This is a genomic window from Natronolimnohabitans sp. A-GB9 (assembly GCF_030848565.1).
In the GTDB taxonomy this organism is placed as follows: Archaea; Halobacteriota; Halobacteria; order Halobacteriales; family Natrialbaceae; genus Natronolimnohabitans.
In genome coordinates this window covers 164,763-188,043 of the sequence record NZ_JAVDDV010000004.1, presented here as the reverse complement: position 1 = coordinate 188,043, position 23,281 = coordinate 164,763, and the positions used below count along the sequence as shown (strand labels likewise).

At 63.7% G+C, this 23,281-nt stretch carries 21 protein-coding genes; 11 read left to right on the top strand and 10 right to left on the bottom strand.

The window, feature by feature from the left end; genetic code table 11:
• Positions 1 to 7 precede the first annotated feature (7 nt).
• Positions 8 to 523, bottom strand: a complete 516-nt coding sequence (locus RBH26_RS07580; RefSeq protein ID WP_306757592.1) for a hypothetical protein — start codon at positions 521 to 523, stop codon at positions 8 to 10.
• Between the two features lie 94 nt (positions 524 to 617).
• A complete protein-coding gene (locus RBH26_RS07575) occupies positions 618 to 779 on the bottom strand; it encodes a hypothetical protein (protein WP_306757591.1) in 162 nt (53 codons plus the stop codon).
• Between the two features lie 151 nt (positions 780 to 930).
• Here RBH26_RS07575 and RBH26_RS07570 point away from each other — a divergent pair, with 151 nt between their 5' ends.
• From RBH26_RS07570 to RBH26_RS07555, 4 genes are all read left to right on the top strand, one after another.
• Positions 931 to 1,782 carry a CBS domain-containing protein gene (locus RBH26_RS07570; protein WP_306757590.1) on the top strand — a complete coding sequence of 284 codons (852 nt, stop codon included), beginning with the start codon at positions 931 to 933 and terminating at the stop codon, positions 1,780 to 1,782.
• Positions 1,775 to 3,553 (top strand): glycine--tRNA ligase, encoded by a 1,779-nt coding sequence (glyS, locus tag RBH26_RS07565; RefSeq protein ID WP_306757589.1) that lies wholly within the window; start codon positions 1,775 to 1,777, stop codon positions 3,551 to 3,553. Before RBH26_RS07570 ends, glyS begins: the two co-directional genes overlap by 8 nt.
• A gap of 587 nt (positions 3,554 to 4,140) precedes the next feature.
• Positions 4,141 to 4,872, top strand: coding sequence for a hypothetical protein (locus RBH26_RS07560; RefSeq protein WP_306757588.1), 732 nt, complete (start codon positions 4,141 to 4,143; stop codon positions 4,870 to 4,872).
• Between the two features lie 502 nt (positions 4,873 to 5,374).
• Positions 5,375 to 5,965 carry a dolichol kinase gene (locus RBH26_RS07555; protein ID WP_306757587.1) on the top strand — a complete coding sequence of 197 codons (591 nt, stop codon included), beginning with the start codon at positions 5,375 to 5,377 and terminating at the stop codon, positions 5,963 to 5,965.
• Positions 5,966 to 6,491: 526 nt separating this feature from the next.
• On the opposite strand, the gene RBH26_RS07550 is transcribed toward RBH26_RS07555, so the two are convergent.
• Both RBH26_RS07550 and RBH26_RS07545 read right to left on the bottom strand, forming a co-directional pair.
• A complete protein-coding gene (locus RBH26_RS07550; protein WP_306757586.1) occupies positions 6,492 to 7,331 on the bottom strand; it encodes an ABC transporter permease subunit in 840 nt (279 codons plus the stop codon).
• Positions 7,328 to 8,263 (bottom strand): ABC transporter ATP-binding protein, encoded by a 936-nt coding sequence (locus RBH26_RS07545; protein WP_306757585.1) that lies wholly within the window; start codon positions 8,261 to 8,263, stop codon positions 7,328 to 7,330. Before RBH26_RS07545 ends, RBH26_RS07550 begins: the two co-directional genes overlap by 4 nt.
• Before the next feature lie 119 nt (positions 8,264 to 8,382).
• On the opposite strand from RBH26_RS07545, the gene RBH26_RS07540 reads away from it, so the two are divergent.
• Positions 8,383 to 9,612 (top strand): MFS transporter, encoded by a 1,230-nt coding sequence (locus tag RBH26_RS07540; RefSeq protein ID WP_306757584.1) that lies wholly within the window; start codon positions 8,383 to 8,385, stop codon positions 9,610 to 9,612.
• Between the two features lie 18 nt (positions 9,613 to 9,630).
• Here RBH26_RS07540 and RBH26_RS07535 read toward each other — a convergent pair whose 3' ends face one another.
• Together RBH26_RS07535 and RBH26_RS07530 are read right to left on the bottom strand one after the other, a co-directional pair.
• On the bottom strand, positions 9,631 to 10,536 hold the full coding sequence (locus RBH26_RS07535) for a hypothetical protein (RefSeq protein WP_306757583.1): 906 nt from the start codon (positions 10,534 to 10,536) through the stop codon (positions 9,631 to 9,633).
• 85 nt (positions 10,537 to 10,621) lie between these two features.
• On the bottom strand, positions 10,622 to 11,128 hold the full coding sequence (locus RBH26_RS07530; RefSeq protein WP_306757582.1) for a TspO/MBR family protein: 507 nt from the start codon (positions 11,126 to 11,128) through the stop codon (positions 10,622 to 10,624).
• A 190-nt stretch (positions 11,129 to 11,318) separates the two neighbouring features.
• Between RBH26_RS07530 and RBH26_RS07525 the strand changes: the two genes are divergently transcribed.
• The 4 genes from RBH26_RS07525 to RBH26_RS07510 all read left to right on the top strand — a co-directional run bounded on the left by RBH26_RS07525 (position 11,319) and on the right by RBH26_RS07510 (position 18,383).
• Entirely contained in the window at positions 11,319 to 12,968 is a 1,650-nt protein-coding gene (locus RBH26_RS07525) for an HTTM domain-containing protein (RefSeq protein WP_306757581.1), read from the top strand.
• Between the two features lie 118 nt (positions 12,969 to 13,086).
• Positions 13,087 to 13,914 carry an ABC transporter permease subunit gene (locus tag RBH26_RS07520; protein ID WP_306757580.1) on the top strand — a complete coding sequence of 276 codons (828 nt, stop codon included), beginning with the start codon at positions 13,087 to 13,089 and terminating at the stop codon, positions 13,912 to 13,914.
• 201 nt (positions 13,915 to 14,115) lie between these two features.
• Entirely contained in the window at positions 14,116 to 16,551 is a 2,436-nt protein-coding gene (locus tag RBH26_RS07515; protein ID WP_306757579.1) for a DEAD/DEAH box helicase, read from the top strand.
• A 254-nt stretch (positions 16,552 to 16,805) separates the two neighbouring features.
• Positions 16,806 to 18,383, top strand: a complete 1,578-nt coding sequence (locus RBH26_RS07510; protein ID WP_306757578.1) for an HTTM domain-containing protein — start codon at positions 16,806 to 16,808, stop codon at positions 18,381 to 18,383.
• Positions 18,384 to 18,429: 46 nt separating this feature from the next.
• On the opposite strand, the gene RBH26_RS07505 is transcribed toward RBH26_RS07510, so the two are convergent.
• Both RBH26_RS07505 and RBH26_RS07500 read right to left on the bottom strand, forming a co-directional pair.
• Positions 18,430 to 19,158: an Sjogren's syndrome/scleroderma autoantigen 1 family protein gene (locus RBH26_RS07505; protein ID WP_306757577.1), complete on the bottom strand. Its 729-nt coding sequence runs from the start codon at positions 19,156 to 19,158 to the stop codon at positions 18,430 to 18,432.
• Between the two features lie 50 nt (positions 19,159 to 19,208).
• Entirely contained in the window at positions 19,209 to 19,457 is a 249-nt protein-coding gene (locus RBH26_RS07500) for a hypothetical protein (RefSeq protein WP_306757576.1), read from the bottom strand.
• A gap of 207 nt (positions 19,458 to 19,664) precedes the next feature.
• Between RBH26_RS07500 and mdh the strand changes: the two genes are divergently transcribed.
• Entirely contained in the window at positions 19,665 to 20,579 is a 915-nt protein-coding gene (mdh, locus tag RBH26_RS07495; protein WP_306757575.1) for a malate dehydrogenase, read from the top strand.
• Positions 20,580 to 20,638: 59 nt separating this feature from the next.
• On the opposite strand, the gene RBH26_RS07490 is transcribed toward mdh, so the two are convergent.
• Positions 20,639 to 22,105, bottom strand: a complete 1,467-nt coding sequence (locus RBH26_RS07490; protein ID WP_306757574.1) for a cytochrome P450 — start codon at positions 22,103 to 22,105, stop codon at positions 20,639 to 20,641.
• An 81-nt stretch (positions 22,106 to 22,186) separates the two neighbouring features.
• On the opposite strand from RBH26_RS07490, the gene RBH26_RS07485 reads away from it, so the two are divergent.
• Positions 22,187 to 22,840: a helix-turn-helix domain-containing protein gene (locus RBH26_RS07485; RefSeq protein ID WP_306757573.1), complete on the top strand. Its 654-nt coding sequence runs from the start codon at positions 22,187 to 22,189 to the stop codon at positions 22,838 to 22,840.
• Positions 22,841 to 22,926: 86 nt separating this feature from the next.
• Here RBH26_RS07485 and RBH26_RS07480 read toward each other — a convergent pair whose 3' ends face one another.
• Positions 22,927 to 23,172, bottom strand: coding sequence for a ferredoxin (locus RBH26_RS07480; RefSeq protein WP_306757572.1), 246 nt, complete (start codon positions 23,170 to 23,172; stop codon positions 22,927 to 22,929).
• Positions 23,173 to 23,281 lie beyond the last annotated feature (109 nt).

Here is a 23,281-nt window from a genome sequence, read left to right as displayed (position 1 = left end):
CGCGACGCTACTCGAGGCGAATCGTCGTCGAATCGCTCGGTCGGTACCGATTCTCGTGGGTCGCGATGAACACCCGAAGCTCGTACTCGCCGGGGTCGGGAACGACGGACTCGTGGCGATCACCCGCCGTCCGTTCGAAGCGACCGTTCCAGGTAAACTGGTGTTGTTTTCGCTCGCCGCCGCGGAACCGAAACGCCGAGGGACGCTCCCGGACGTACCGACGCTCGTCGCTGGCCTCGAGTTCGCCATCGATCGTCCACCCCCAACGGCGCTGGCGAGGCGTCGGCACCGAAACGGGAATCGGGAGGCGGTTTTTGAAGTCGACGGTGACGTCGACCGGATCGTCCCGTGCGTAGACGTCGCGGTCGGTCTCGACGGAGACGGCGATCGCCCGCCGAGCCAGTGCCGTGGGAACGAGCGACGAGAGAAACGTAACGAGGGAGTACCGCGAGTCGTCGGTCTCAAAGCCGAACTCGTCGCTCGCATCGGTAGCGGTGTCGTCGCCGGGCTGTGGGCCGACCATCGGGCGGAGTTGCAACGGTCAGGTACAAAACGGTCGTGTTCGGTCGAGACCGTGCGATCGCAGTACGGACGGCTGGACTTCGATCCCCATCCCCCTATCGCCACGCCGGAAGCGTCGGCGCGTCCTCGGCCTGCATCGAGAGCCAGGCCCCATCGGCCGAGATATCGGCGATAACGTAGTCCGTACTCGAGTCCGTCGAGTCGATCGAACCGACGACGGTGTCGTCGGTCGTCGTGGCGTGGGGGCGCGTCTCCATGTATGTGAGTATCATACACATACATATAAATTAATCGGAACTGACTGTCAGTTTCTGCGATCGATCACCTGGCGATGATCGTCCATTTCCGGTTTCATCGCGGGCACACGAAACACTGGGTTTATACTCATTTTCGCCGTACCGGTGGGATATGAACGTAGCCGACGCCATGACGCCCCGCGAAGACGTGGTAACGGTCGAACTGCCGGGCACGCGCTCGGACGTCCTCGAGTACCTCCAGGAGCAGTCGTTCTCGTCGGTTCCCGTCGTCAAACCCGGCGACGACGGCCTCGAGTACCGCGGACTGGTCTCTCGAGACGCACTGATCGAACAGCCCGACGAGGACCAGCTCGTCATGCTGATGGACGACGTGCCGACGACGACGGCCGATACCGCGCTCGAAGACGTCGCGCGGACGATGGTCGAGAAAGGCGCTCGCCGCGTGCCAGTCGTCGACGGCGAGTTCGAGGGGATCGTCACGGTGACGGACGTGATTCACGCGGTCGCGACGGGCGACCAGGAGACCGACGGCACCGTCGAGGAACACGCAAGCGAGAACGTAAACACGACCTACGAGGGCGCGCCGCTGCCAGTCGCCGAGCGCGAACTGTACTACGCGAACGTCCCCTACACGATCGCACTGGACGACGACGGAGAGATGAGCGGCGTCCTCACGGAGGTCGACATCATCGACGTCGCACGGATCGTCGAGGGCGAGGAGTCGACGGGCGACAACTTCCCCGACCAGGACTCGGAGTGGTCCTGGGAAGGGATCAAGGCCGTCGGGAGTCGATACCTCCCGACGCGGGACATCGAGATCCCGGCCGAGCCCGTCCGGGAGTTCATGAGCGACGACGTCGTGACGGTCTCGGGCAGCGCGTCGATCCAGGACACCGCACAGCGGATGATCAGCAACGACGTCGAACAGATCCCGATGGTGACCGGCGAGCAACTCGCGGGCATCGTCCGCGACGTCGATCTACTGGAGGCTCTCTATGAGTGAACAACAGCACGCAACGACGGACGACACGGACGTAACGAGCGAGAAACTGGTCGAACTGGCAAAGCGCCGGGGCTACTTCTTCCAGTCCTCGGGGGCCTACGGTGGCGTCGGCGGCTTCTATACGTTCGGTCCTCAGGGCGCGGCGCTGAAAGGCAACGTCGAGGACGCCTGGCGGGATCGCTTTGCCGTCGCCGAGGGGAACATGGAGATCGACGCACCGACGATCATGCCCGAACCCGTCTTCGAGGCCTCGGGCCATCTCGAGGGGTTCGACGACATGCTCGTCGAGTGTTCGGAGTGTGGCGCGAGCCACCGCGCAGACCACATCGTCGAGGACAACACCGAGTACGAGGACGCCGAGAGCCTCCCCATTCCGGAGGTCGAGGAGATCGTCGCCGAGTACGAACTCGTCTGTCCCGCCTGCGGTGCGGGACTTGCGGGCCAGGCAGTCGAGACCTTCAACCTCATGTTCGGTACGAACATCGGCCCCGGTGACTCCGACCCCGGCTACCTGCGTCCCGAAACGGCACAGGGCATCTTCGTCGAGTTCCCGCGCCTGAAGGAGTACGCTCGTAACCAGCTCCCCTTCGGCGTCACCCAGATCGGCCGGGCCTATCGCAACGAGATCAGCCCCCGACGCTCCATTATTCGGACCCGGGAGTTCACCCAGGCCGAACTCGAGTACTTCGTCGATCCCGAAGACGACGAACCGGACCTCGAGGCGGTCGCAGACGTCGCGGTGACGCTGTACCCGGCCAGCGAACAAAACGCCGAGGACGGCAGCGAGATCGAGACGACGATCGGCGAGGCCGTCGAGGAAGGGATCATCGGCGACGAGTGGGTCGCCTACTTCCTCGGCGTCGCCAAACCGTGGTACGAGTCGGTCGGCGTCGACATGGACCGGTTCCGCTTTCGCCAACATCTCTCCGGCGAGCGTGCCCACTACGCAGCGGACTGCTGGGACGCAGAGAGCGAGGTCGACGGCAACTGGATCGAGATGGCCGGCTTCGCCTACAGAGGCGACTACGACCTCTCGAAACACGAGGAGTACTCCGACGACCGCTTTACGATCTTCAAACAGTACGACGAGCCAAAGACCGTCGAACGCGCGACGGTCGACCCCGACATGAGCTATCTGGGGCCGGAGTTCGGCGGTGCCGCCCAGGACGTCGTCGACGAACTCGAGGCCCTCGCCGCTCGTGACCGCGAGGCGTTCGAGGGCGACACCGTCGAGATCGACCTCGAGGGCGAGACCCACGAGATTCCCGTCGAGAAGACTGGCTTCTCGGTCGACGAGGAGACCATCGCCGGCGAACACATCACGCCCCACGTCGTCGAACCCTCCTTCGGCGTCGATCGACTCGTCTACACCGTCCTCCACCACGCCTACCGCGAGGACGAAGTCGACGGGGAGGAACGGACGTATCTCGAGCTCGAGCCCGAGGTCGCCCCGACTTTCGTCGGCGTCTTCCCGTTACAGAACGACGACGACCTCGAGGCCGTCGCCGACGAGATCGTCGCCGACCTGCGGGCGGCCGGTCTCTCCGTGACCTACGACGACTCGGGCAACATCGGTCGACGCTACCGCCGCCAGGACGAGGTTGGCACGCCCTTCTGTGTCACCGTCGACTACGAGACGGTCGAAGACGAAGAGACGACCGTCACGGTTCGCGAACGGGACACGACCGACCAGAAGCGAATCGCGGTCGACGAACTGGCCGAGACGCTGTCGGCGATCCGAGACGGCGACCTCGCGTTCGAAGAGCTGTAGGACCACGTTTTCGCTCGCTCGGATCATCCACTCGAGATCCTTGTTCGCACTGTCGACAGGTGATCGGGAATGCCTGTACGGGTATTCGTTACTCATACTGTTGGACAGCACGATTCGACGATCGGTCGCGCGACTGCGGCCGTCCCGCGGGTGACGGCCGCGCGTTCGCGACCGACGGCTCACTGACGTCTGTCCGACAGTATCAATGCCGGATCTTCGACCCACGACCGTTTGGACCGTACAAAACAGCCAGATTCCGAATATAAATAAATTAGGTAGATGAGATATATTGTATAGCTATGACCTGCTGTTAGAAAACAATTATATATATTCTTGAAATATTAGATTCTGTAGTAGTATGAAACAGAGGAAATTCTAAAAAGTGCCGGTACAGCTAGTGTAGCTACGTTACTAGGTACGCCAACAGTAACCGCAAACTCACCCAAACAGAGCGAAATTCGCTCGTTGTTGGAAGACAATCTCTAGTATAATCGGGGCTGTCGAACAGCCATCGACTAACATCCATCCGTCAATCCAGTCAACGAAGAAGCAAGAGATGTCGTCACATAGGACAGTAGCATTGTAACATGGGTACGACCGATCGCGTCGAGTGGACGTTAAACCATCAGACATCGAAGACGATCCGCGTCTCGATGTACATCTACTACCTGTTATTCTGGGGTACGGGAATATTCTTTTTCGGAGGGAGTGTAGGGTTTTTATTCGCCAGGACCGTCGAGAACGGCTCGACGCTGTTTCTCGTTCTCTTCCTCACGATCACGATGGCGGCAGTCGCGTTTACAGTGGTACTTCGAATCCTCTCGCGGTCGGACGTCCTCTCTACAGTGGCTCAGGTGCGGTTCCCGGACCCAGCCAATCGATCGAGATCGATTCTCGAGTCGTTCGCGTGGTGGAAATTCGGGTTCACCGCGTGGGTCGGTTCCTTCGTGGTACTGGGGTTTGGAATCGGTGCCGTCTGGCAGGGACTGGTCGTCCTGCTCGTACCAGGCAGTGTCTTCGTTCTGTGTTACTGGATGTGGTGGTGGCTTCCGCATCGGGGTGTCTTTCAGTCGGACGAGAACACCGTTCTGATCCGCGATCGAGAACTGTTGACGGACGGCAGTATCCGCGGTGGGACCGCTGACCGTGAAATCAGACTCGAAACTATCGTCGAATACACTACCTATCGGATCGGCGACCTCGTGCTCGTATTCTGCTGGCACGAGCACGGCTCAGTTCCGACGCTGATAGCACTCCCACACCGCGTTTCGACGGCGGTTTGTCGGCGCATCGACGACGCGATTCGAACCACCGGGTGAGGACCGATCGCCGATAGCGCGTGAGGGATGAGCGAGGGATCGAAGTGACCGAGCGAATCGGCTGGGGAGGACGTGGCACTCCTAGCCGCCAGTGAGAGCTGTCACGCTCCTGCTCACGGTCTGTCGGGTCTCGTGCGAAAGGAAGTCGAATCGCTGCTCGGCAATCCAACGGACAGTACAACCCGGCGAGTCGCCGTGACAACTGGACGCCATCGCGACTCGAGCAGTGATCGAACGTAACTCCCCTCGAGTCCCGACACATGGGACTGGCACTCGCGTCCGCATCGGAAACAGATCGCGTGCCCGGGCCACCGCGCCCGTGGTAGTTCATACTGTCGGACAGCAGTCAATGAGCCGTCGGTCGCGAACGCGCGGCCGTCACCGTCGGGACGGCCGCAGTCGCGCGACCGATCGTCGAATCGTGCTGTCCAACAGTATCACTGTCTTTCGTCCCGGCTTCCAACCGACGGACTGAAGGGAGTCTCCTTCGAGGGGTGACCTGATGGCTGACGAACTGAAGCGACGGCTCGTCCACTCGAGCGGGGCGGGACTGGTTGCGCTCTATCTCCTCGCGGACTACGTCGACCTCGGGCTGACGTGGGATCGGTTTCGAATCCTGATGGTCGTCCTCGCCGTCGGCACGATCGGCCTCGAGTTTCTCCGACTCCGTGTCGGATTGGACTGGTGGATCTACGACAAACTGACTCGAGAGTACGAACAGGATCAGTTCGCCGGCTACGGCTATTACATGGTCAGTATGACGGTCGCAGTGTTGCTGTTCGATCCACAGATCGCGCTGCCGGCGATGTTGATGCTCGCGATCGGCGATCCGATCAGCGGTGCGGTCTCCGACGATAGCCTCAAGTTCCTCAAGGGACCGAAGGTGCTGGTCACGATGTTCGTCGTCTCGGCGCTTCTCGCCGCGCCGTTCCTTCACGACAGTCCGCTTGCCGTGTTCGCGGCGGCGCTGGGTGCGACGATCGCCGACGGCGTCAAACTCCGACTCGGCGACTTCATCGTCGACGACAACCTGACGATCCCCATCTACGCCGGCGTGTTGGCGTGGGTCGTCCTCGAGTTCAGCCCGTTCTGAGATGTCGGACGGCGGGCAGTGGCCGGCCGATCGCGTCGGACGACTCGTATCGACCGATGGTGGATGTCTGGTAATAGGAGTCGGAGACGTGGTCGCACTCGACTCGAGTGGGCCTGTTGGTTGCTTTTACTCGTGTACTGGTAACTGATCACACTCGACTCGAGTGAGCGTTTGGTTGCTTTTACTCGAGTACTGGTAACTGATCACACTCGAGTAGCTGGTCTCACTCGAGCGCCTCGCTCGAGCGTCTCGCTCACGCTGGCGGCAGGGATTTCCACGTCCTCCCCAACCGATTCGCTCGCTCCCGTCAGTCGCTCACTCATCCCTCGCACGGCTTCGTCGATCGACCTCGCTTGCGCTCGGACGATCGACAGCGCGCGCCACGGCGTGAGTTCGGTCCGATAACAACGATAACGCCCAGCCCACAGTTACGCAACCCTGCTGGATCGCGTCGGAACTCGATTAGGCTACCAACGACGCATCACATCGGAGAACCAACAGCGACGAAAACCAGCGGCGGTCGTCGTCAGAGATCCGTCGTCCGGAACCGCCAGTAGCCGATCCCGACCGCGCCAACGATCCAGCCGATGAGGACGACGAGGGCAAACGACGGCGTCTCGTAGAACGCGGGGTCGGTCGGCGGCTGGATGAGGGTGCCGTTGTTGAGGTCGGGATAGCGGCCGGCAAGTAGGTGGGCGTAGGCGGCAACGGGGTTCACCGCCGCGACGGCATCGACCCACTCGGGGGTCGTCTCGGGGTAGGAAAAGCCATGCCGAACGTACAACACAGCCAGCGGGAGCGATCCCCAAAGCTGGAAGAAAAAGACCACGAAGACACCGAAGGCGGCGACGGTCGCCCGCGTCGTCGTACGGACGATCGCGGAGATAGCGATGGCGAGTGCGGTAAACGTCACGCCGAGGAGGACGAGCAGTAACGCGACGGTGACGTATCTGACGGGATCGATCGTCACGCCGAGGACCGCAGCAAGCGGTACGGCAGCGAGCAGCGAGAGGAACACCGCCGTACAGAGGACCATGCTCCGGCCGATGAACGTCCCGAGGACGGCCGCTCGACGAGAGACGGGCAGACCGAAGACGTACTTGAGCGCACCGCTCGCCCGCTTCTCGACGAGCACAGAGGCAAAGAAGCCGAGCGCGAGCAGCGGCGTCAACATCGCAAACAGGCTGATCAGCGGCGACGTCAACTCGGGGGCGCTGCCGTCTGCCGGCGACGCCTGACCGGCAGTGTAGGTCACGAGGAGCGTAAACAGGACATAAATCCCGACGAGCAGGTGAAACTGCCGCTCCCGAAACGTATCGCGAACGTCTTCGCGGACGAACAACGCGAGGTCGTCGACGGCGCTCACTGGGCGACACCTCGCGTGTAGCTCTCGAACAGTTCCTCGAGTGACGTCTCGCTCGTCTCGACGTCGCTGACCGTCGCCGGCGACTCGTGGAAGGCGGCGATGGCGGGGGCTTTCGCAGCGTCGTCACAGGCGACGGTAACGGACGTGCCGTCGGTTTTGACCCCGGAAACGCCCTCGAGGCCGCGGACGTATCGAACCGTCTCATCGGGAACCGACTCCAGCTCGAGTGTCACGGTCGCAGTCCCACCGGCGGACGCTCGCAGCGCGTCGATGGTGTCGACGGTGACGAGTTCGCCGCCGTCTAAGATCGCGACGCGGTCACAGACGGCTTCGACCTGCTCCATGATGTGACTCGAGAAAAAGACGGTCGCACCGCGGGCGTTCTCCTCGCGGACGATCCGACGCATGGTCCGGGCGCCGTTGGGATCGAGACCCGTCGAGGGCTCGTCCAAGACGAGCAGGTCAGGCTCGCCAGCGAGTGCCACCGCGAGCATGAGTCGCTGGGCCATCCCCTTCGAGTACTGTGCGACTGGGTAGGCGTCGGGCCCGCGCATCCCGACGCGTTCGATGAGCTCGTCGGGGTCGTCGTCGGCGCCTTTCGCCTCGATGGCGAACTCGACGTGTTCGCGACCGGTCCGTTCGCCGAGGGGACCGTACCCGTCCGGGAGGACGCCGATTCGCTCGCGGGCGGTCGTGTTCTCGGCGGTTACGTCCTCGCCGAGCACGGTGACGGTCCCTGCGGTCGGCGTGGCGTAACCGAGCAACAGATCGATCGTCGTCGACTTTCCGGCGCCGTTCGGGCCGAGAAAGCCGAAGATCTCGCCGTCGCGAACGGTGAGATCGAGATCGTGGAGGGCAGTGACCGAACGGCCTCGAAGGAGGCCGCCACGCTCGTAGCGTTTGGTCACGCCGCGGAGTTCGATCGCGGCCATACGACGATCGTCTCCTGGATCTCTTATTATCTTTCTGATCAGTCCGTCCAGCTTCCGATATCGGCAACACCGTACCGGAAAGACGGGCTCAACACCCCCAGGAACGAACGGTCGAACCCGTGGCTGGAGTTTTCGGTTCCGAACGGCTATCGCAGGTTAGATCGGTGCTCGGCGACGGTCGCGGCGCGATCCTCGTCGCCGTCGCGACCGGGTGGTGTTTCTCGATCGGCGTCCGGATGGCGTATCCAGTACTGCTTCCTTACCTGCGAGAGGCTTACGGACTCGGCCTGACGACGGCGGGGTTTCTGTTGACGGTGCTCTGGCTCGCCTACGCCGTTGGCCAGCTCCCGGGTGGGATCCTCGCCGATCGTCTCGGCGAAGGAACCATCCTCGTCGTGAGCAGTCTCATCTCGGCGGTGACACTCGCCGTCGTCGCCGTCGCGAGTTCGGCACCCGTCGTCTACCTCGCGACAGCGTGTTTCGGCTTCGGAACGGCGCTGTACGGCGTCGCTCGGTTTACGATCCTCTCGGACGTCTTCCCGAACAACGACGGCACCGCAGTCGGCGTCACGATGGCCGCCGGCGAAGTGGGAAACGCCATCCTTCCGCTTGCCGCCGGCGCCATCGCAGCCGCCATCGCCTGGCAGTTCGGGTTCGGGCTCGCCGTCCCCGTCTTCGCGCTCGTCGCGTGTCTCCTCTGGGTCGTCGTCCCCGCGCGGACGTCCGGTTCGACGAGTGCCGTCGACAGTCTCTCCCTCGAGACGGGCCGATACGTCGTCACACAGCTTCGACGCCCCTCGATCGTCGTCGTGACGGCGATCCAGATCCTCACCTACTGTATCTGGCAGGCCTTTACCGGGTTCTATCCGACCTACCTGATCGAGATCAAGGGGTTCTCCGAGGGAGTGGCGACGGCGCTTTTCAGCACGTTCTTCGCACTGGGGATCGTCATCCAGCCCTTGACCGGCCGGCTCTACGACCAGTGGGGGATCCGCCGATCGCTGCCGGCCGTCCTGGCTGTCATCGCCGTCGCACTCGTCGTGCTCCCCTTCCTCGAGGGGTTCTGGCCGATCGTCGCCGGGACGGTGTTGCTCTCGAGTATCCTGGGGTACGGAACGATTACGCTGCCGTACATGACCGCCGCGTTTCCGGCGGACATGAAGGGGACGGGACTGGGATTCCTGCGGACGTCGTACATGACCGTCGGCGCGGCGAGCCCGGTGTTGTTCGGTGCCCTGGCCGAGCGCGGATTCTTCGACGAGGGATACATCATTCTGGCTGCGTTCGCGATCGGTGCGATGGTGCTCGTCCGCTGGCTACCCGAACTCTCGGGGACGAGATCGAGTTGACGGCGTCGACGCCGGTCGCTACTGGTGTCCGTCCGGAGGTTCGGGAACGGCACCCTCCAGGGTCAGTGTCCGGCCGTCCGTCTCGAGGTCGTGGGTCTCCGCGGCGACCGACTCGATCTCCGATCGGACGTCGTCGGTGATATCGTCGGGGCGATCGAAGACGAACGTCCAGGTCGCTGTCTCGGCCTCGCGGTCGGCCATCGACAGCCCCCAGCAGTAGATCTCGGCGACGTCGACGGCCTCGCCGACTGGCGTCAGGAACTCACCGGTGACGAGAGAATCCGCGGGCAACGTCTCGAGGACGTGTGTCATCCAGGGATCGACGTCCTCGAGGCGGTCTCGATCGCCGTGTCTCGCGTCGATCGGCCGTTCGTACTCCGTGCCGATGACGACCGCGTCCTCGCCGACAGCGATCGGTTCGCCGCCCTCGTCCTCGGCAACGACGTATCCCCCGTACTCGTCGCGGACGTCGTAGACGTCCCCGTCCTCGAGTCTCGCCTCGATCTCGTCGGCGTCGAACTGACCGAGGACCACCTGCGTCGTGCCCTGGCTGAGCAGTCCGTCGACCTGCTCTGGATAGCCGTCGAGGACCTCGAGAACGGGTGAATCGTCGTCGTCGATGGGCGGGAGGTCCTCGGTGTAGTCGAAGCGACCGTTGCTCCGGTTGCCGTCGTCGAACAGCCACGCACGGAACTCACGCGCCTCCGACCAGTCGACCGTGACCGCCGGATCCGGCATCCGTTCGCGTCGCGCCTCGAGATCGGTCGCGTCGATCCCGTCGACCAGTTCGGTCGAATCGTCCGTCTCCTCGCTCGAGCCATCGTCGGTCCCGTCGTCGTCGCTACCGCTGAGACAACCGGCGAGACCGACGCCGGCGCCGACGGCGGCGATTACGCCGCGTCGCGTTGCGGTCGAATCGTTCATAGACGCGTGAACATCAGATGTTTTTAAAAGTACGGCGCGGTTCGTCAGTTTCTGATACTGTCGGCCGGCGGGACGTGGACGTTCGCTATGCGTTCAATCGCCAGATTTCGAAGTTGAGGATCGCGGCGAACGTCACCCACGCGAGATACGGGACGAGCAGCGCCGCGGCGCGACGATCGACCCGGCGGAAGGCGACGATCGTGGCGACGAGGAGAGCCCAGAGGACGAGAATGACGCCCAGCCCGTACAGCGGCTCCTCGAGCGAGAAAAACGCCGGCGTCCAGGCAACGTTGAACACCATTTGGACGACGAACAGCCCCAGTGCGAGCCGTCGTCCCGACGTGTCGCTGCGCCAGACCAGCCAGAGCGCGATCCCCAGCAGCGTAAAGATGGCCGTCCAGACCACCGGGAACGCGATCTCGGGCGGATAGAACCACGGTTTCTCGAGGCCCTGGAACCACGCGCTGTCGGGCGAAGAGAGAACGCCAGGGATGCTCCCGATCAGGTTGACGGCCAACACGAATCCGACGGCTCGGAGCAGCGGGCCGCGGTCGGGGAGTCGACGCGTGACGCGGGCGAAGGCGGCGGCCATAGGTAGGGTAGCCGACGACTCGTGTACGGAAAGTCCTAGTGCCAGCGAACAACGCCTCGAGACGGTCCCCTGTGCCGATGTTCCGGCCCAGCCGGGTTGTGGTGTGTCATGACTGACGGCCAGCAGTCCGCCTGCGAGGAGGTGTCTCGATAGTAACACCTATGGCGTTTCCATCTGATCACGTTGACAGATGGGTCCTGCGACAGTACCGTCTCTCTCCGAGTCTAGTCGACGGCTCCGTGCTCGTCTGCGACGCGGCGTTCGGATCGACACGCGGACGCTGGCCGTCTTCCGGGTGTTCGCTGGCCTCCTCGTCGTCGCCGACCTCTTCCTTCGGTCGCGGAACTTCGGGTTTTTCTACACCAGTGACGGCGTCGTTCCCCAGTCGCTCGTCCTCGAGACGGTTTCGCCGGCTCCGTTCTCGGTCTATCATCTGACGACGGATCCGACGCTGATCGCGGCGCTGCTGGGTCTACAGGGGTTGATCGCGATCCAGTTGATCGTCGGCTATAAGACGCGGCTCGCGACAGTGCTTACCTTCCTGTTTGTCGTATCGCTCGATCACCACAACCCGTTCGTGTTGAGCTACGCCGACACGCTCTTTCGGTTGCTGTTATTCTGGGCGATCTTCCTCCCGCTTGGCGAGCGCTGGTCGATCGACGCCGTCCACGCCGACCGCGAACCGCGCGCGAGCGTCGCCGGCGTCGCCTCGGCGCTAATCCTCACACAGATGGTCTTTATGTACTTCACGAACGGGCTGATCAAATCCCAGTCCGACGTCTGGACCGGCGGCGACGCGGCGCCGCTGGTGATGGGCATCGACGAGATGACGTTCCTGCTCGGCGATACAATCGGGCAGTTCCCGACGCTGCTCGAGTACGGCGGCTTGCTCTGGTTCTGGATGCTGCTTTCCTCGCCGCTGTTGATCCTCCTCCGCGGGCGCCCGCGCATGCTGCTGGTCGGGCTGTTCGTCGGAGGCCACCTCTCCTTTGCGGTGACGGTCCGCATCGGCGCGTTCCCCTACGTCGCACTCGCGGGCGTCCTCCTCTTCCTGCAGGCGCGATTCTGGGACGATCTGGCCGCCGTCGGGAGGCGACTGGGAATCGATCCCTCACGACTGGCCGCTCGAGCGAGCCGTCTCGAGACACTCGCAGGACGCGTGCCAGACGTTCGGGTGACCGACGACCGCTTCGCGACCGCTCGGGAACGTGTGTACACCCTTGCGCTCGGTGTCGTCGTCGTCACGATCCTGTTCGTCACGGTCGTCGTCGCCTTCAACGTCGGTGTGGCCGCAGTCGACGGGGAAAGCGACGAACCGCTCGAGCAACGGGTCGACGGCGCAATCGACGAGACGCTCTCGGAGACGACCGGCGTCGCCCACGTCGAGACGACCGCCTCGAGGCTGGGGATCGACCAGCCGATCGGCTGGGGAGTCTTCGCCGGACCGGACCCACGGACGACGGACCGCTACTACGTCTTCCCCGCCGAGACCGAGAGCGGCGACCTGGTCGACGCATACAACGAACGGCCCCTTACCTTCGATCGACCGCACGACGAGTTACAGAAGCAACACGACACCTATCGGGAGCGGTTCTACATGAACAGCGTGCGCCGCGGCGGCTACAGCAACGACATCCCCGACATGATGGCTGAACACGTCTGTGAGCGGTGGCCCGAGGAACACGACGAGGAACTCGTCAGCCTCGAGATGTACGTCGTCGAGGAGGAGATCACTCACGACACAGTCGACGACCCCGAACACCGAGACCGGGAGTTCGACCGGTTCTACCGCCACGGTTGTGGCGACAACGAGCCGGGATCGTTCCCGTCACCGGAGTGACCGAGCCGGGGAGCACGGTCCCAGTTTCCCGATCGAGTGTGGAACGAGTAAAATTTAAGATCTATATGTTAGTCTACTGTATTGATATCGAGATGAATGGAGTACTCGAGGTGGTTCAATGAGCGCGCTCACTGTCGCGAAAAACGACTACCGTAACGCGATCCGATCGCGGGAGCTGTGGGTGCTGATGGCGTTGTTCGTCCTGTTTCTCCCCGTCGTTGCACTCTACGACGTCACCGCCGGCACCAGCGTCGACGACGGTTTCCCCATCGGAACGTTGGTCTCGATGGTGTTCGTGATGACTGTCCTCGCGCCCGTGACCGCGTTGCTCGTGAGTATCAAATCGATCGTCCGCGAGCGCCGCCTCGAGACGATCACGTTCCTGCTGTCCCTGCCTCACACGCGTCGCGACGTCTACGTCGGGAAGTTCCTCGGCCGACTGGCGGTCTTTACGACCGCGGTCCTCGTCGGCTACGTGCCGGCGTTTCTGATCCTCTTTTTCGGTATCAGCGACTTCGCAGTCGTCCCGTTCGTCGGAATGTTGGTCGTCGTCCTTTTTTTCGGGCTCATCTTCGTCGTCGTCGGCTACGCCGCGTCGGCGATGACGACCTCGGAGACGGTCGCGAGCGTCGCCGGATTCGCCATCTTCGTGCTCGTTTACAGCTGGGATACGATCTTCGCTCTCATCAACGGGTGGCTGGGACTCGTCGACGGCCGTGCGGAGACGTTCGTCTACCGGTTCGAACTCACTACCGTCTCCGAAGACATCGTCAACGCGGTCGCCTCGATCCGAGACAGCGAGATCAGTAGCGCGTCGGTGGCGGTTAGCAACGGCGGCGACGTACCGTTTTACCTCCAACACTGGTTCGCGTTCGTCGTCCTCGGCATCTGGATCGGACTGCCGCTGGCGCTTGGCTACTGGCGGTTCGAGCGCGCTGACCTGTAATACTGCCGGACAGAACGACTCACCGTCGGTCGCCCGACTGCGGCCGCGAACTCGCGACCGACGGCTCACTGACTGCTGTCCGGCAGTATAAGCGGTGGCTCGAGTGCCGTGCCGTTCCGGGTTTTCGATCCGTCACTCGAGGCAGTTCACTTTCACCCCGCTTTCTCAACGCTTAACCGCGGCCGTCTCGAACCGCCGGCAATGGCAGCCCAGGACGAGGAACCGCCCTCGATCGAGCATCCGTTGCTCGAGCCCGATTTCCTCGAGCGCCGACTCTATCAGTTGAAACTCGCCGGCACGGCAGCGAACGATCACACGCTCGTCTGTCTCCCCACCGGATTGGGGAAGACGACGGTGAGCCTGCTCGTGACCGCTCGCAGGCTCGAGGAGGTCGGCGGGAAATCGGTGATGCTCGCGCCGACGAAACCCCTCGTCCAGCAACACGCCGAGTTCTACCGCGACGCCCTCCAAATTCCGGACGAGGAGGTCGTCGTCTTCACCGGCGACGTCAGCCCCGAAGACCGCGCCGCGACGTGGACCGAGGCGACGGTCGTGATGGCGACGCCGCAGGTGATCGAGAACGACCTCGTCGGCTCACGGATCTCGCTTGCCGACGTCACCCACATCACCTTCGACGAGTGTCACCGCGCGACCGGCGACTACGCCTACAACTACATCGCCGAGCGCTACCACGCCGACGCGCGTACCCCCCTCGTTACCGGAATGAGTGCCTCCCCTGGCGGCGACGAGGAAGCCATCCTCGAGGTCTGTGAGAACTTGGGCATTCAGGAGGTCGAGGTGATGACCGAAGAGGACGCCGACGTCTCGGAGTTTACCCACGACACCGACGTCGAGTGGGAGCGAATCGAACTCCCCGAGGAGGTCTTAGAGATCCGTGACGCCTTGAACGAGGTGATCACGGACCGCCTCGAGACGCTCAAAGAGCTGGGGATCGCCGACTCCACCCAGCCCGATCAGTCCCAGAAGGATCTCAACCGGATGCGGGCGAAGCTTCAGGAGCTGATCAACAACGACCAGTCGGAAGGATACGAGGGGATGTCGATCCACGCCGAAGTGATGAAGCTCCGGCAGGCGGTCACGCTCGTCGAGACCCAGAGCGTCGAGGCCGTCCGTCGGTACTTCGACCGGCAGCGCAACCAGGCCCGCTCCTCGGGTGCGTCGAAAGCCAGCCAGCGGCTGGTCTCCGATCCTCGCGTCCGGGAGGCCATGCGCAAGGCCGAAGACTTCGACCAGTTGCATCCGAAGTATCGGAAGACCCGCATGCTGCTCGCCGAGACGTTAGGCCTCGAGGACGGCGAGCGGGTGATCGTCTTCACGGAATCGCGCGACACGGCGGAAGCGCTGACCGACTTTTTGAGCGACAGTTTCGACGCCAAGCGGTTCGTCGGGCAAGGGGACCGGGAAGGATCCGACGGCATGACCCAAACGCAACAACAGGAAGTCTTGGACGACTTCCGGGCCGGCGAGTTCGAGGTGCTGGTCTCGACGTCGGTCGCCGAGGAGGGGTTAGACGTCCCGGAGGTCGACCTCGTCCTCTTCTACGAGCCCGTCCCGACGGCGATCCGCTCGATCCAGCGCAAGGGCCGAACCGGCCGCCAGTCGGAGGGACGCGTCGTCGTTCTCATGGCAGAAGACACCCGTGACGAGGCCTACTTCTGGATCTCACGGCGACGGGAAAAAGAGATGGAGTCGGAACTGCGGGACCTGAAAGGCGTCGCCGACGACATCGAGGAGGAACTCGACGACTCTCAGCAGGCCCTGACGGATTTCGACGACACGGAGAGCGGGGCGAACGTAAACGACGACGGAGACGATCCCGGCGCAGTCGGCGATTCTTCCACCGGAACCGAAGGGGTCGAGTCACAGCCGGGACTACAGGAGTTTTCGGACGGAGAGTCGGACTCGAGTGACGACGGCGCGGACACAACCGCCGTCGAGACCCACGAACCCCACGCTGACGGTGAGACGATCGAGATCGTCGCCGACCAGCGCGAGATGGACGCCAACATCGCGCGGGACCTCTCGAAACGGGACGACTGTGCGGTCCGTCTCGAGACGCTCGAGGTCGGTGACTACATCTGTTCGGACCGGGTCGTCGTCGAACGCAAGTCGGTCGCGGACTTCGTCGACTCGCTGGTCGACGGCGACCGGTCGGTCTTCGAGCAGGTCGGCGCGATGGCCCGCCACTACTCCCGGCCGATCGTCGTCGTCGAGGGCGACGGCCTCTACGAGCAGCGGGACGTCCACCCGAACGCGGTCCGTGGCGCGCTCTCGAGTCTGGCCGTCGACTTCGGGGCGAGCGTCCTCCGGACGACGGACGAGGACGAAACGACCGAACTACTGGCGGTGATCGCAGGCCGAGAACAGGAGACGAGCGACCGGACGGTGTCGGTCCACGGCGAGAAAGGCGCCAAGACGCTGGCCGAACAACAGGAGTACGTCGTTTCGTCGATCGCCGAGATCGGTCCCGTCACGGCGCGGTCGCTGCTCGAGGAGTTCGGCACCGTCGAGGCGGTGATGATCGCCAGCGAGGAAGAACTCCAGGCCGCCGACGGCGTCGGGAACGTGACTGCCGAACGGATCCGGGAGGTAATCGGTAGCGAGTACACCGGCTGAGACGGATCGCTGTCCCGGTTTCCCGGCGAAATCCTAGCCGGACCGTCGGTGTGTCGAAGCTGACGGACGGTCCGCCGTATGAGACGCTGCTATCGGTCAGTGAACCGGTTCTGCGGAAACGTTTCGACCAGAAAACATATATCGGATGCTTCTCGAGTAGCAGAGAGATCACTGACGAATGTCGAGCCAGAGAGCGATAGAAATCGAGCCGAGTGCGGCAATGACGGCGATATCGGCAGGGGGGAGGTGAGTCCGTGCGAGCCCAACTCGATCGACTTGCGACGCGCTTTCGAACGAATCTCGCGGAGTGTGTCCGGATCGATACGCGGACGCTGGCCGTCTTCCGGGTGTTCGTCGGGCTGCTCATCGTCGCGGACGTCCTCCTTCGGTCGCGGAACTTCTCGTACTTCTACACCGACGACGGCGTCGTTCCGCAGTCGCTGGCGAGGGAACTGAGCGCCGACGGCGCCGTCTCGATCTATCACTTGACGACGGATCCGACGCTGATCGCGGCGCTGATGGGGCTGCAGGTACTGATCGCGATCCAGTTGATCGTCGGCTACCGGACGCGACTTGCGACGGTCCTTTCCTTTCTGTTCGTCGTGTCGCTCGACCACCACAATCCGTTCGTGTTGAGCTACGCCGATACGCTCTTTCGGCTGCTGTTGTTCTGGGCGATCTTCCTCCCGCTTGGCGAGCGCTGGTCGATCGACGCCGTCCACGCCGACCGCGAGCCACGTACGAGTGTGGCCGGCGTCGCCTCGGCGCTGATCCTCGGCCAGATGGTCTTCATGTACTTCCTCAACTGGTATCACAAGTCCCAGGACGAGCTGTGGACGGGCGGCGAGGCGACGCCGCTGATCATGGGCCTGGACGACATGAGCTACCTGTTCGTCGGCGTCGCCCGTCAGTTCCCCACGTTGCTGGAACTGGGCACGCATCTCTGGTACTACATGCTCATGTTCTCGTGGCTGCTGATTCTCCTCGTCGGCCGCAAACGGATGGCCCTCGTCGGGCTGTTTATGGGTGGCCACGCCTCGTTCATCCTGACGGTCCGCATCGGCGCATTCCCCTACGTCGCGATCGCGGGCCTGTTGTTGTTCCTGCAGGCACAGTTCTGGGACGACCTCAAGGCCGTCGCGGATCGCCTGGGTGTCGATACCACGTGGTCCGCCGACGTTCGGACACGGCTCGCAGCCAGTGGCGCCACCGTCCCCTACCCCCGACTGGGGAGTTCGTCGCTCGAGCGGGCGAAATCGGGGCTGTACAGCGTGTCACTTGCCGTCGTCGTCGTCTCGCTCGTGTTGTTCTCGGCGGTATCGTACGTTCCGATCGGCGGCGTCGCCGACGGGGGCGGGGGACCACCCGAACCGGTCGACGACGTCGCCTCGAGTTTCGGCGTCGACCAACCCGAGTGGAGCGTCTTCGCGCCGACACCCCGGACGACGGATCGCTACTACGTGTTCCCGGCCGAAACCGCGGACGGCGAACGGATCGACGTCTACAACGAACGGCCGTTGACCTTCGACCGGCCGTCAGACGAGCTCCACACGCAGTACGACACCTACCGGGAGCGGTTCTACATGAACAGCGTGCGCCGCGGCGGCTTCGACGACACCGACGTCCCCAGCGTCCTCGCCGAACACATCTGTACCACGTGGGCCGACGAGAACGACGTCGAACTGACCCACCTCACCATGTACGTCGTCTACGAGGACGTCACCCTCGAGACGATCGACGACCACGAGAATCGGGAGAAGCGGTCGGCACAGTTTTACTCACACGGCTGTGGCGACGCTGAACCGAAGCCGATCGCAGAACCCGAGTTCTGAGACGCTCAGCCGACAGTATGAACCCGAAAATCGACTGGAGACCGTCTTAGCGAAGCGTCTCGAGCGTCTCGCCGGCTTCGCGAGCGGCCTCGAGACACTCCCGCGCGTAGCGTGGATCGTCCGTCGCGGCGGCTTTCCCGGCGAACTTCTCGAGGGCCGCGACGAGCGAGGCGTGGGCAGTCTCGAGGTCGCCGTCCGCGGGACGGGACGCCTCCGTCGCCGGCGTACGGCCCGACGAACGCCGGTCGCCGTCGGTCGACCGATCGACGGATTCGCGGTCGGCGTCGGAGGCGTGCGAGCGAGCCGCCGACGGCTGCCGATCGCTCGCAGCGGATGTCGGGGACGCGTCCGGAGCGGGGGCATCGGCCGTTGTCCTCGAGTCGGGGTCCGAACCCGTGTCGGTCGACTGGTCTTGCTGGCGGTCCGTCCGTGCTGGTCGGTCGTCGGTCGCAGGTTCCGGTTCGGTGTCGGCCGTGGACTCCGAAGTCGCCGCTGGCTCGCGATCGGACGTCGGCTCCTCGGTCGTCTCGTCGGCTGGTTGGGCCTCGAGGTCCGTTCCCTCGACGGCGTCGGGGTTGCCGTGACAGCTCGGACAGAACGTGGTGCCGTCCATCTGGAACAGCGGATCCCCACAGGTGCCACAGTGGGCGTTGGTCATCGTCGCACCCTTGAGCAGCAGATCGCTCATGCGCTGGGTGGCCTGGCGCTCCTGTTTGTCACGCTCGTACTTCTCCCGAAGCTTCTCGCGCTCGGCCTCCTTGTCGAAGTCGCTCATACTCGTCTCAAGACTGCGGACCGTCGAAAAAGCTGCGAAGGACGGAGTCGTCACGGCTCGCGCTCGAGGGCGGCTTCCACGGTGTCGACGGCCGCTTCGGGGGAGGAGACGGTCTCGAGGTCGATGTCGATATCGGAGACGTCGTGGGTCTCGAGGCCGACGACGGGCCGGTCGTAGATACCGGCGAAGCCGATTTCGGTGAGCGTTCCGACGCCGCCGGCGAGCTCTCGACCGACGGCCTCGGCACGGGCCGCCTGTTCGTCGGTGACCGTCCCGCCACCGATAACGCTGACACGCATAGGCGAGCAACGGTGGGCACGGACTATGGGTCGTTCGATTGTGGGCTCGACACCCGGAGAAGCGCAAGGAGCGTGACGTTTCCAGTTCCAGGGGCCGATTCCCCCTCTCCTTCTCTTCGACAACTGTCGATTTTCTATTTCGTCAAAACGTGCAAGAAATCCAGTTTCGACGGATTTAACGCATAGGGTGGTGGAGTTTGACACGGTATGACGAAAGTTAGCGTGGTCGGCGCGGCCGGAACGGTCGGGGCCGCCGCTGCCTACAACATCGCGCTTCGGGACATCGCAGACGAACTCGTGCTCGTCGACATTCCGGACAAGGAAGACGACACGATCGGGCAGGCTGCCGACGTCAACCACGGGGCGGCCTACGACGCGAACACGACGATCCGACAGGGCGGCTACGAGGACACCGCCGGCTCGGACGTCGTCGTTATCACGGCCGGAATCCCGCGCCAGCCGGGTCAGACTCGCATCGACCTGGCGGGTGACAACGCCCCGATCATGGAGGACATCGGCTCCTCGATCGCCGAGCACAACGACGACTTCGTCACGGTAACGACGTCGAACCCGGTCGACCTGCTCAACCGGCACCTCTACGAATCGGGCGACCGCGCCCGCGAGAAGGTGATCGGCTTCGGCGGCCGACTCGACTCCGCACGATTCCGCTATGTCATCGCCGAGCGTTTCGATGCGCCCGTCCAGAACGTCGAGGCGACGATCCTTGGCGAACACGGCGACGCCCAGGTCCCCGTATTCTCCAAAGTTCGGGTCAACGGCCAGGACCTCGAGTTCGACGACGACGAGAAAGAGGAGCTACTCGAGGAACTCCAGACCTCCGCGATGAACGTCATCGAGAAGAAAGGCGCCACACAGTGGGGACCGGCGACGGGCGTCGGCCATACTGTCGAGGCCATCCTGCGGGACACCGGCGAGGTGCTGCCATGCAGCGTCACGCTCGAGGGCGAGTACGGCCACGAGGACACCGCCTTCGGCGTCCCCTGTAAGCTCGGCTCCGACGGCGTCGAGGAGATCGTCGAGTGGGACCTCACCGAGTTCGAGCGCAACCAACTCGGCGAGGCCGCAGAGAAGCTTTCGGACCAGTACGACAAGATCTCGTAAGCGGCGTTCCATCGCCGCCCCGCTTTCGCTTTTATCGATCTCGCTCCGGAGCCACAGCGCTATCGCCTACGAACCCGCATCTTCACCGGGCCGGGATCGAGCGACACCTTCAGCGTGGGATCGATCGACTCCGTCACTCGCTCGAGGTCGACGCGTCGAACCAGCGTCGCCAACGAGAGTTTGAGTTCGGTCATCGCGAACCGCATCCCGATGCAGTGACGCGGACCGCCACCGAAGGGAAAGTAGGCGTACTCGGGCCGGTCGTCGGGGTCGGCGACGACGGATCGGTCCGTTCCGTCCCCGCTCTCGTCCACACCGTCGCCCTCTGCGAGCCACCGACCCGGTCGGAACGTGTCGGGCTCGGACCACCAGCGCTCGTCGCGGTGGATGGCGTACATGTTCAGCTGCACCGTCGTTCCCGGCCCGATCCGGTAGCCGGCGAGGGCGGTCTCCGCGTGGGGCTCGCGCTGCAAGAACGGCAGCGGCGGGAAGAGACGCATCGCTTCTCGGCCGACGGCCTCGGTGACCGCCAGGTCGGGCAGGTCCGCGAACGTCGGGTCCCGATCGCCACAGACTGCGTCGACCTCCCGCTCGAGTCGGTCCCGAACGTCCTCGGCGTCGTCGGCGGCGAGTAGCCAGCAGGCGTAGGTCAGCGCGGTCGCCGTCGTCTCGTGGCCGGCAAGCAAGAACAGCTGTAGCTGGTCGGTGATCTCTTCGGCCGTCGGTCTCGAGCCGTCGGGGTACTCGCCGGTCGCGAGCAAGGAAAGCAAGTCGTCGCCAACCGCGTCGGAGTGGCGACGTTCCGCTACTAGCTCCTCGACGAGAGCCTCGACATCGGCCGTTGCACGCCGGTACTCGCGTTCGGCCCGGCTCGGAAGCCACGACGGGAGTACGGCCCGGATACCGAAAAACTCCGAGTCACTGTACGCGCCCATGGCGTGGACCCAGCGTCGCACGCGGTCGGCTCGCCCGTTCTCGAACTCGAGAGCGAACAGGGTACGGGTCAGCGCCCGGAGCGTCAGCGTCGACATCGCCTCCCGGAGGTCGACGACCTCGCCATCCGACCAACTCTCGACTAGCCGCACGGTTTCGTCGACCATGTCGTCGGCGTAGCTCCGAATTCGCGCCGGCGTGAAGGCGTTCTGGAGAAGCATGCGCTGTTTTTGCCACTGCTCTCCTTCCGCGAAGAACAGTCCCTCGACGTCGAGGACCTCGCTGAACTCGTGTTCGAACTCGCCGCGCCAGAACTCGTCGTCACGGGTGACGAGCACTTCCTCGACGAGTCCCGGCTCCGAAACGACCACGAACTCGTGACCGAACGCCTCGTACCGGGCGACGTCCCCGTACTCACGTATCGAGGAGAGAAACTCGAGCGGGTCGCGAGCGAACGCAAGGGTGCTGTCGACCAGCGGGAGTCCGCGCGGGCCGGGCGGCGGCGTTCCGACCGCCGCTCGCGTCGGTCCGGTGTCGCCCTCCTCGTCGGTCGTCGGTTCTCGGTCGTCCGCCGTCGTACGTGTCTCGGTCATACTCGTTCGTTCGGGGCGAACGACTGTCGGTACTCTCCCGAAGCACTGAACCTCTTTACGTGCTTCCGTCGAACGACCGGTATGCAGTCGGCAGACCTCACCCTCCGGCTTCCGCCCTCGATGCAACTGCCGGCGCCCGAGAATCCGCTCGAGTCGTTCCAGCGCGAGGAGGTGCTCTCCTGGGAAGTCGACCGGGAATCCGAAACCGTCCGCTTTCTCTCGCTGGTCGTCGGCGACCCCGGCGCTCTCGGGAATCTAGCCGAGAACCTCGAGTCCGTTCACCGATACGACGTCACGCCGGTCGACGAGGACACGTTCTACGGCTACGTCGAGATGGATCTACGGGCCGCCGACGCCACCCTGCTGGGAACGTTCGACGGTCCCGGGCTGGTGGTCGTCCCACCGATGGTCTACACCGGTCGGGAGAACGTCCACGTCACCGTCCTCGGACAGCCCGAAGCCATGTCGGGGCTGCTCGAGCGCGCCCCCAACGGAGTAGACGTCGAGGTCGAGCGCGTGAGCGAACACCAGCGACGCTCGGAGACGCTTGCCGGCCGGCTCACGGCCAGACAGTTCGAGGCGCTCGAGGTCGCCCGCGACGTTGGTTACTATGAGGTGCCACGGAGCGGTGATCTGGCGACGGTAGCCGAAAAACTCGAGTGTTCCGAGAGTGCGGCGTCGACGCTGCTGCGATCGGCCGAAAAGGAGTTGGTCGGCGCGGCGTTACGCCGGTAAATAGTCATACGGTCTCCTGTCGTCACTGCCCGCCGATCGCCAGGACGGGGTCGGCGATCAGCGGGACATAGCTACAGCAATCCGTATCAGGGGATCAGCTGCTCGCCGTCGTCGTCGTAAATCGTGATCGCGTCGACGGGACAGGTACGGGCGGCGAACTTCGCGTCGAGTTCCGCGTCCTCGGGGACCTCACGGACGAAGACGCCGTCTTCGACCTCCTCGCTGTCCTCGAGAACCGCTTTTCCTTTCGATTCGTCCTTCGTGAATTCATCCCACTCGGCAACACACTGGAACATCCCGATACAGGTGTCTTCGTCGTACTCGATCTTCATATTCTGTCGTTTAGCGGTCATCGATAAAGCCCTGACGGGACGGCAAGCGACGAAGCCGCTCCGTCGACACAAATAGATCACAGATGTATTGATTAGATTTAAGTGTATA

Bases quoted from the DNA above. Each gene is read 5' to 3' on its own strand.
- RBH26_RS07580 (WP_306757592.1), bottom strand. From the start codon at position 523: ATGGTCGGCCCACAGCCCGGCGACGACACCGCTACCGATGCGAGCGAC.
- RBH26_RS07575 (WP_306757591.1), bottom strand. From the start codon at position 779: ATGGAGACGCGCCCCCACGCCACGACGACCGACGACACCGTCGTCGGT.
- RBH26_RS07570 (WP_306757590.1), top strand. From the start codon at position 931: ATGAACGTAGCCGACGCCATGACGCCCCGCGAAGACGTGGTAACGGTC.
- glyS (WP_306757589.1), top strand. From the start codon at position 1,775: ATGAGTGAACAACAGCACGCAACGACGGACGACACGGACGTAACGAGC.
- RBH26_RS07560 (WP_306757588.1), top strand. From the start codon at position 4,141: ATGGGTACGACCGATCGCGTCGAGTGGACGTTAAACCATCAGACATCG.
- RBH26_RS07555 (WP_306757587.1), top strand. From the start codon at position 5,375: ATGGCTGACGAACTGAAGCGACGGCTCGTCCACTCGAGCGGGGCGGGA.
- RBH26_RS07545 (WP_306757585.1), bottom strand. From the start codon at position 8,263: ATGGCCGCGATCGAACTCCGCGGCGTGACCAAACGCTACGAGCGTGGC.
- RBH26_RS07535 (WP_306757583.1), bottom strand. From the start codon at position 10,536: ATGAACGATTCGACCGCAACGCGACGCGGCGTAATCGCCGCCGTCGGC.
- RBH26_RS07530 (WP_306757582.1), bottom strand. From the start codon at position 11,128: ATGGCCGCCGCCTTCGCCCGCGTCACGCGTCGACTCCCCGACCGCGGC.
- RBH26_RS07525 (WP_306757581.1), top strand. From the start codon at position 11,319: ATGGGTCCTGCGACAGTACCGTCTCTCTCCGAGTCTAGTCGACGGCTC.
- RBH26_RS07520 (WP_306757580.1), top strand. From the start codon at position 13,087: ATGAGCGCGCTCACTGTCGCGAAAAACGACTACCGTAACGCGATCCGA.
- RBH26_RS07515 (WP_306757579.1), top strand. From the start codon at position 14,116: ATGGCAGCCCAGGACGAGGAACCGCCCTCGATCGAGCATCCGTTGCTC.
- RBH26_RS07505 (WP_306757577.1), bottom strand. From the start codon at position 19,158: ATGAGCGACTTCGACAAGGAGGCCGAGCGCGAGAAGCTTCGGGAGAAG.
- RBH26_RS07500 (WP_306757576.1), bottom strand. From the start codon at position 19,457: ATGCGTGTCAGCGTTATCGGTGGCGGGACGGTCACCGACGAACAGGCG.
- mdh (WP_306757575.1), top strand. From the start codon at position 19,665: ATGACGAAAGTTAGCGTGGTCGGCGCGGCCGGAACGGTCGGGGCCGCC.
- RBH26_RS07490 (WP_306757574.1), bottom strand. From the start codon at position 22,105: ATGACCGAGACACGTACGACGGCGGACGACCGAGAACCGACGACCGAC.
- RBH26_RS07485 (WP_306757573.1), top strand. From the start codon at position 22,187: ATGCAGTCGGCAGACCTCACCCTCCGGCTTCCGCCCTCGATGCAACTG.
- RBH26_RS07480 (WP_306757572.1), bottom strand. From the start codon at position 23,172: ATGAAGATCGAGTACGACGAAGACACCTGTATCGGGATGTTCCAGTGT.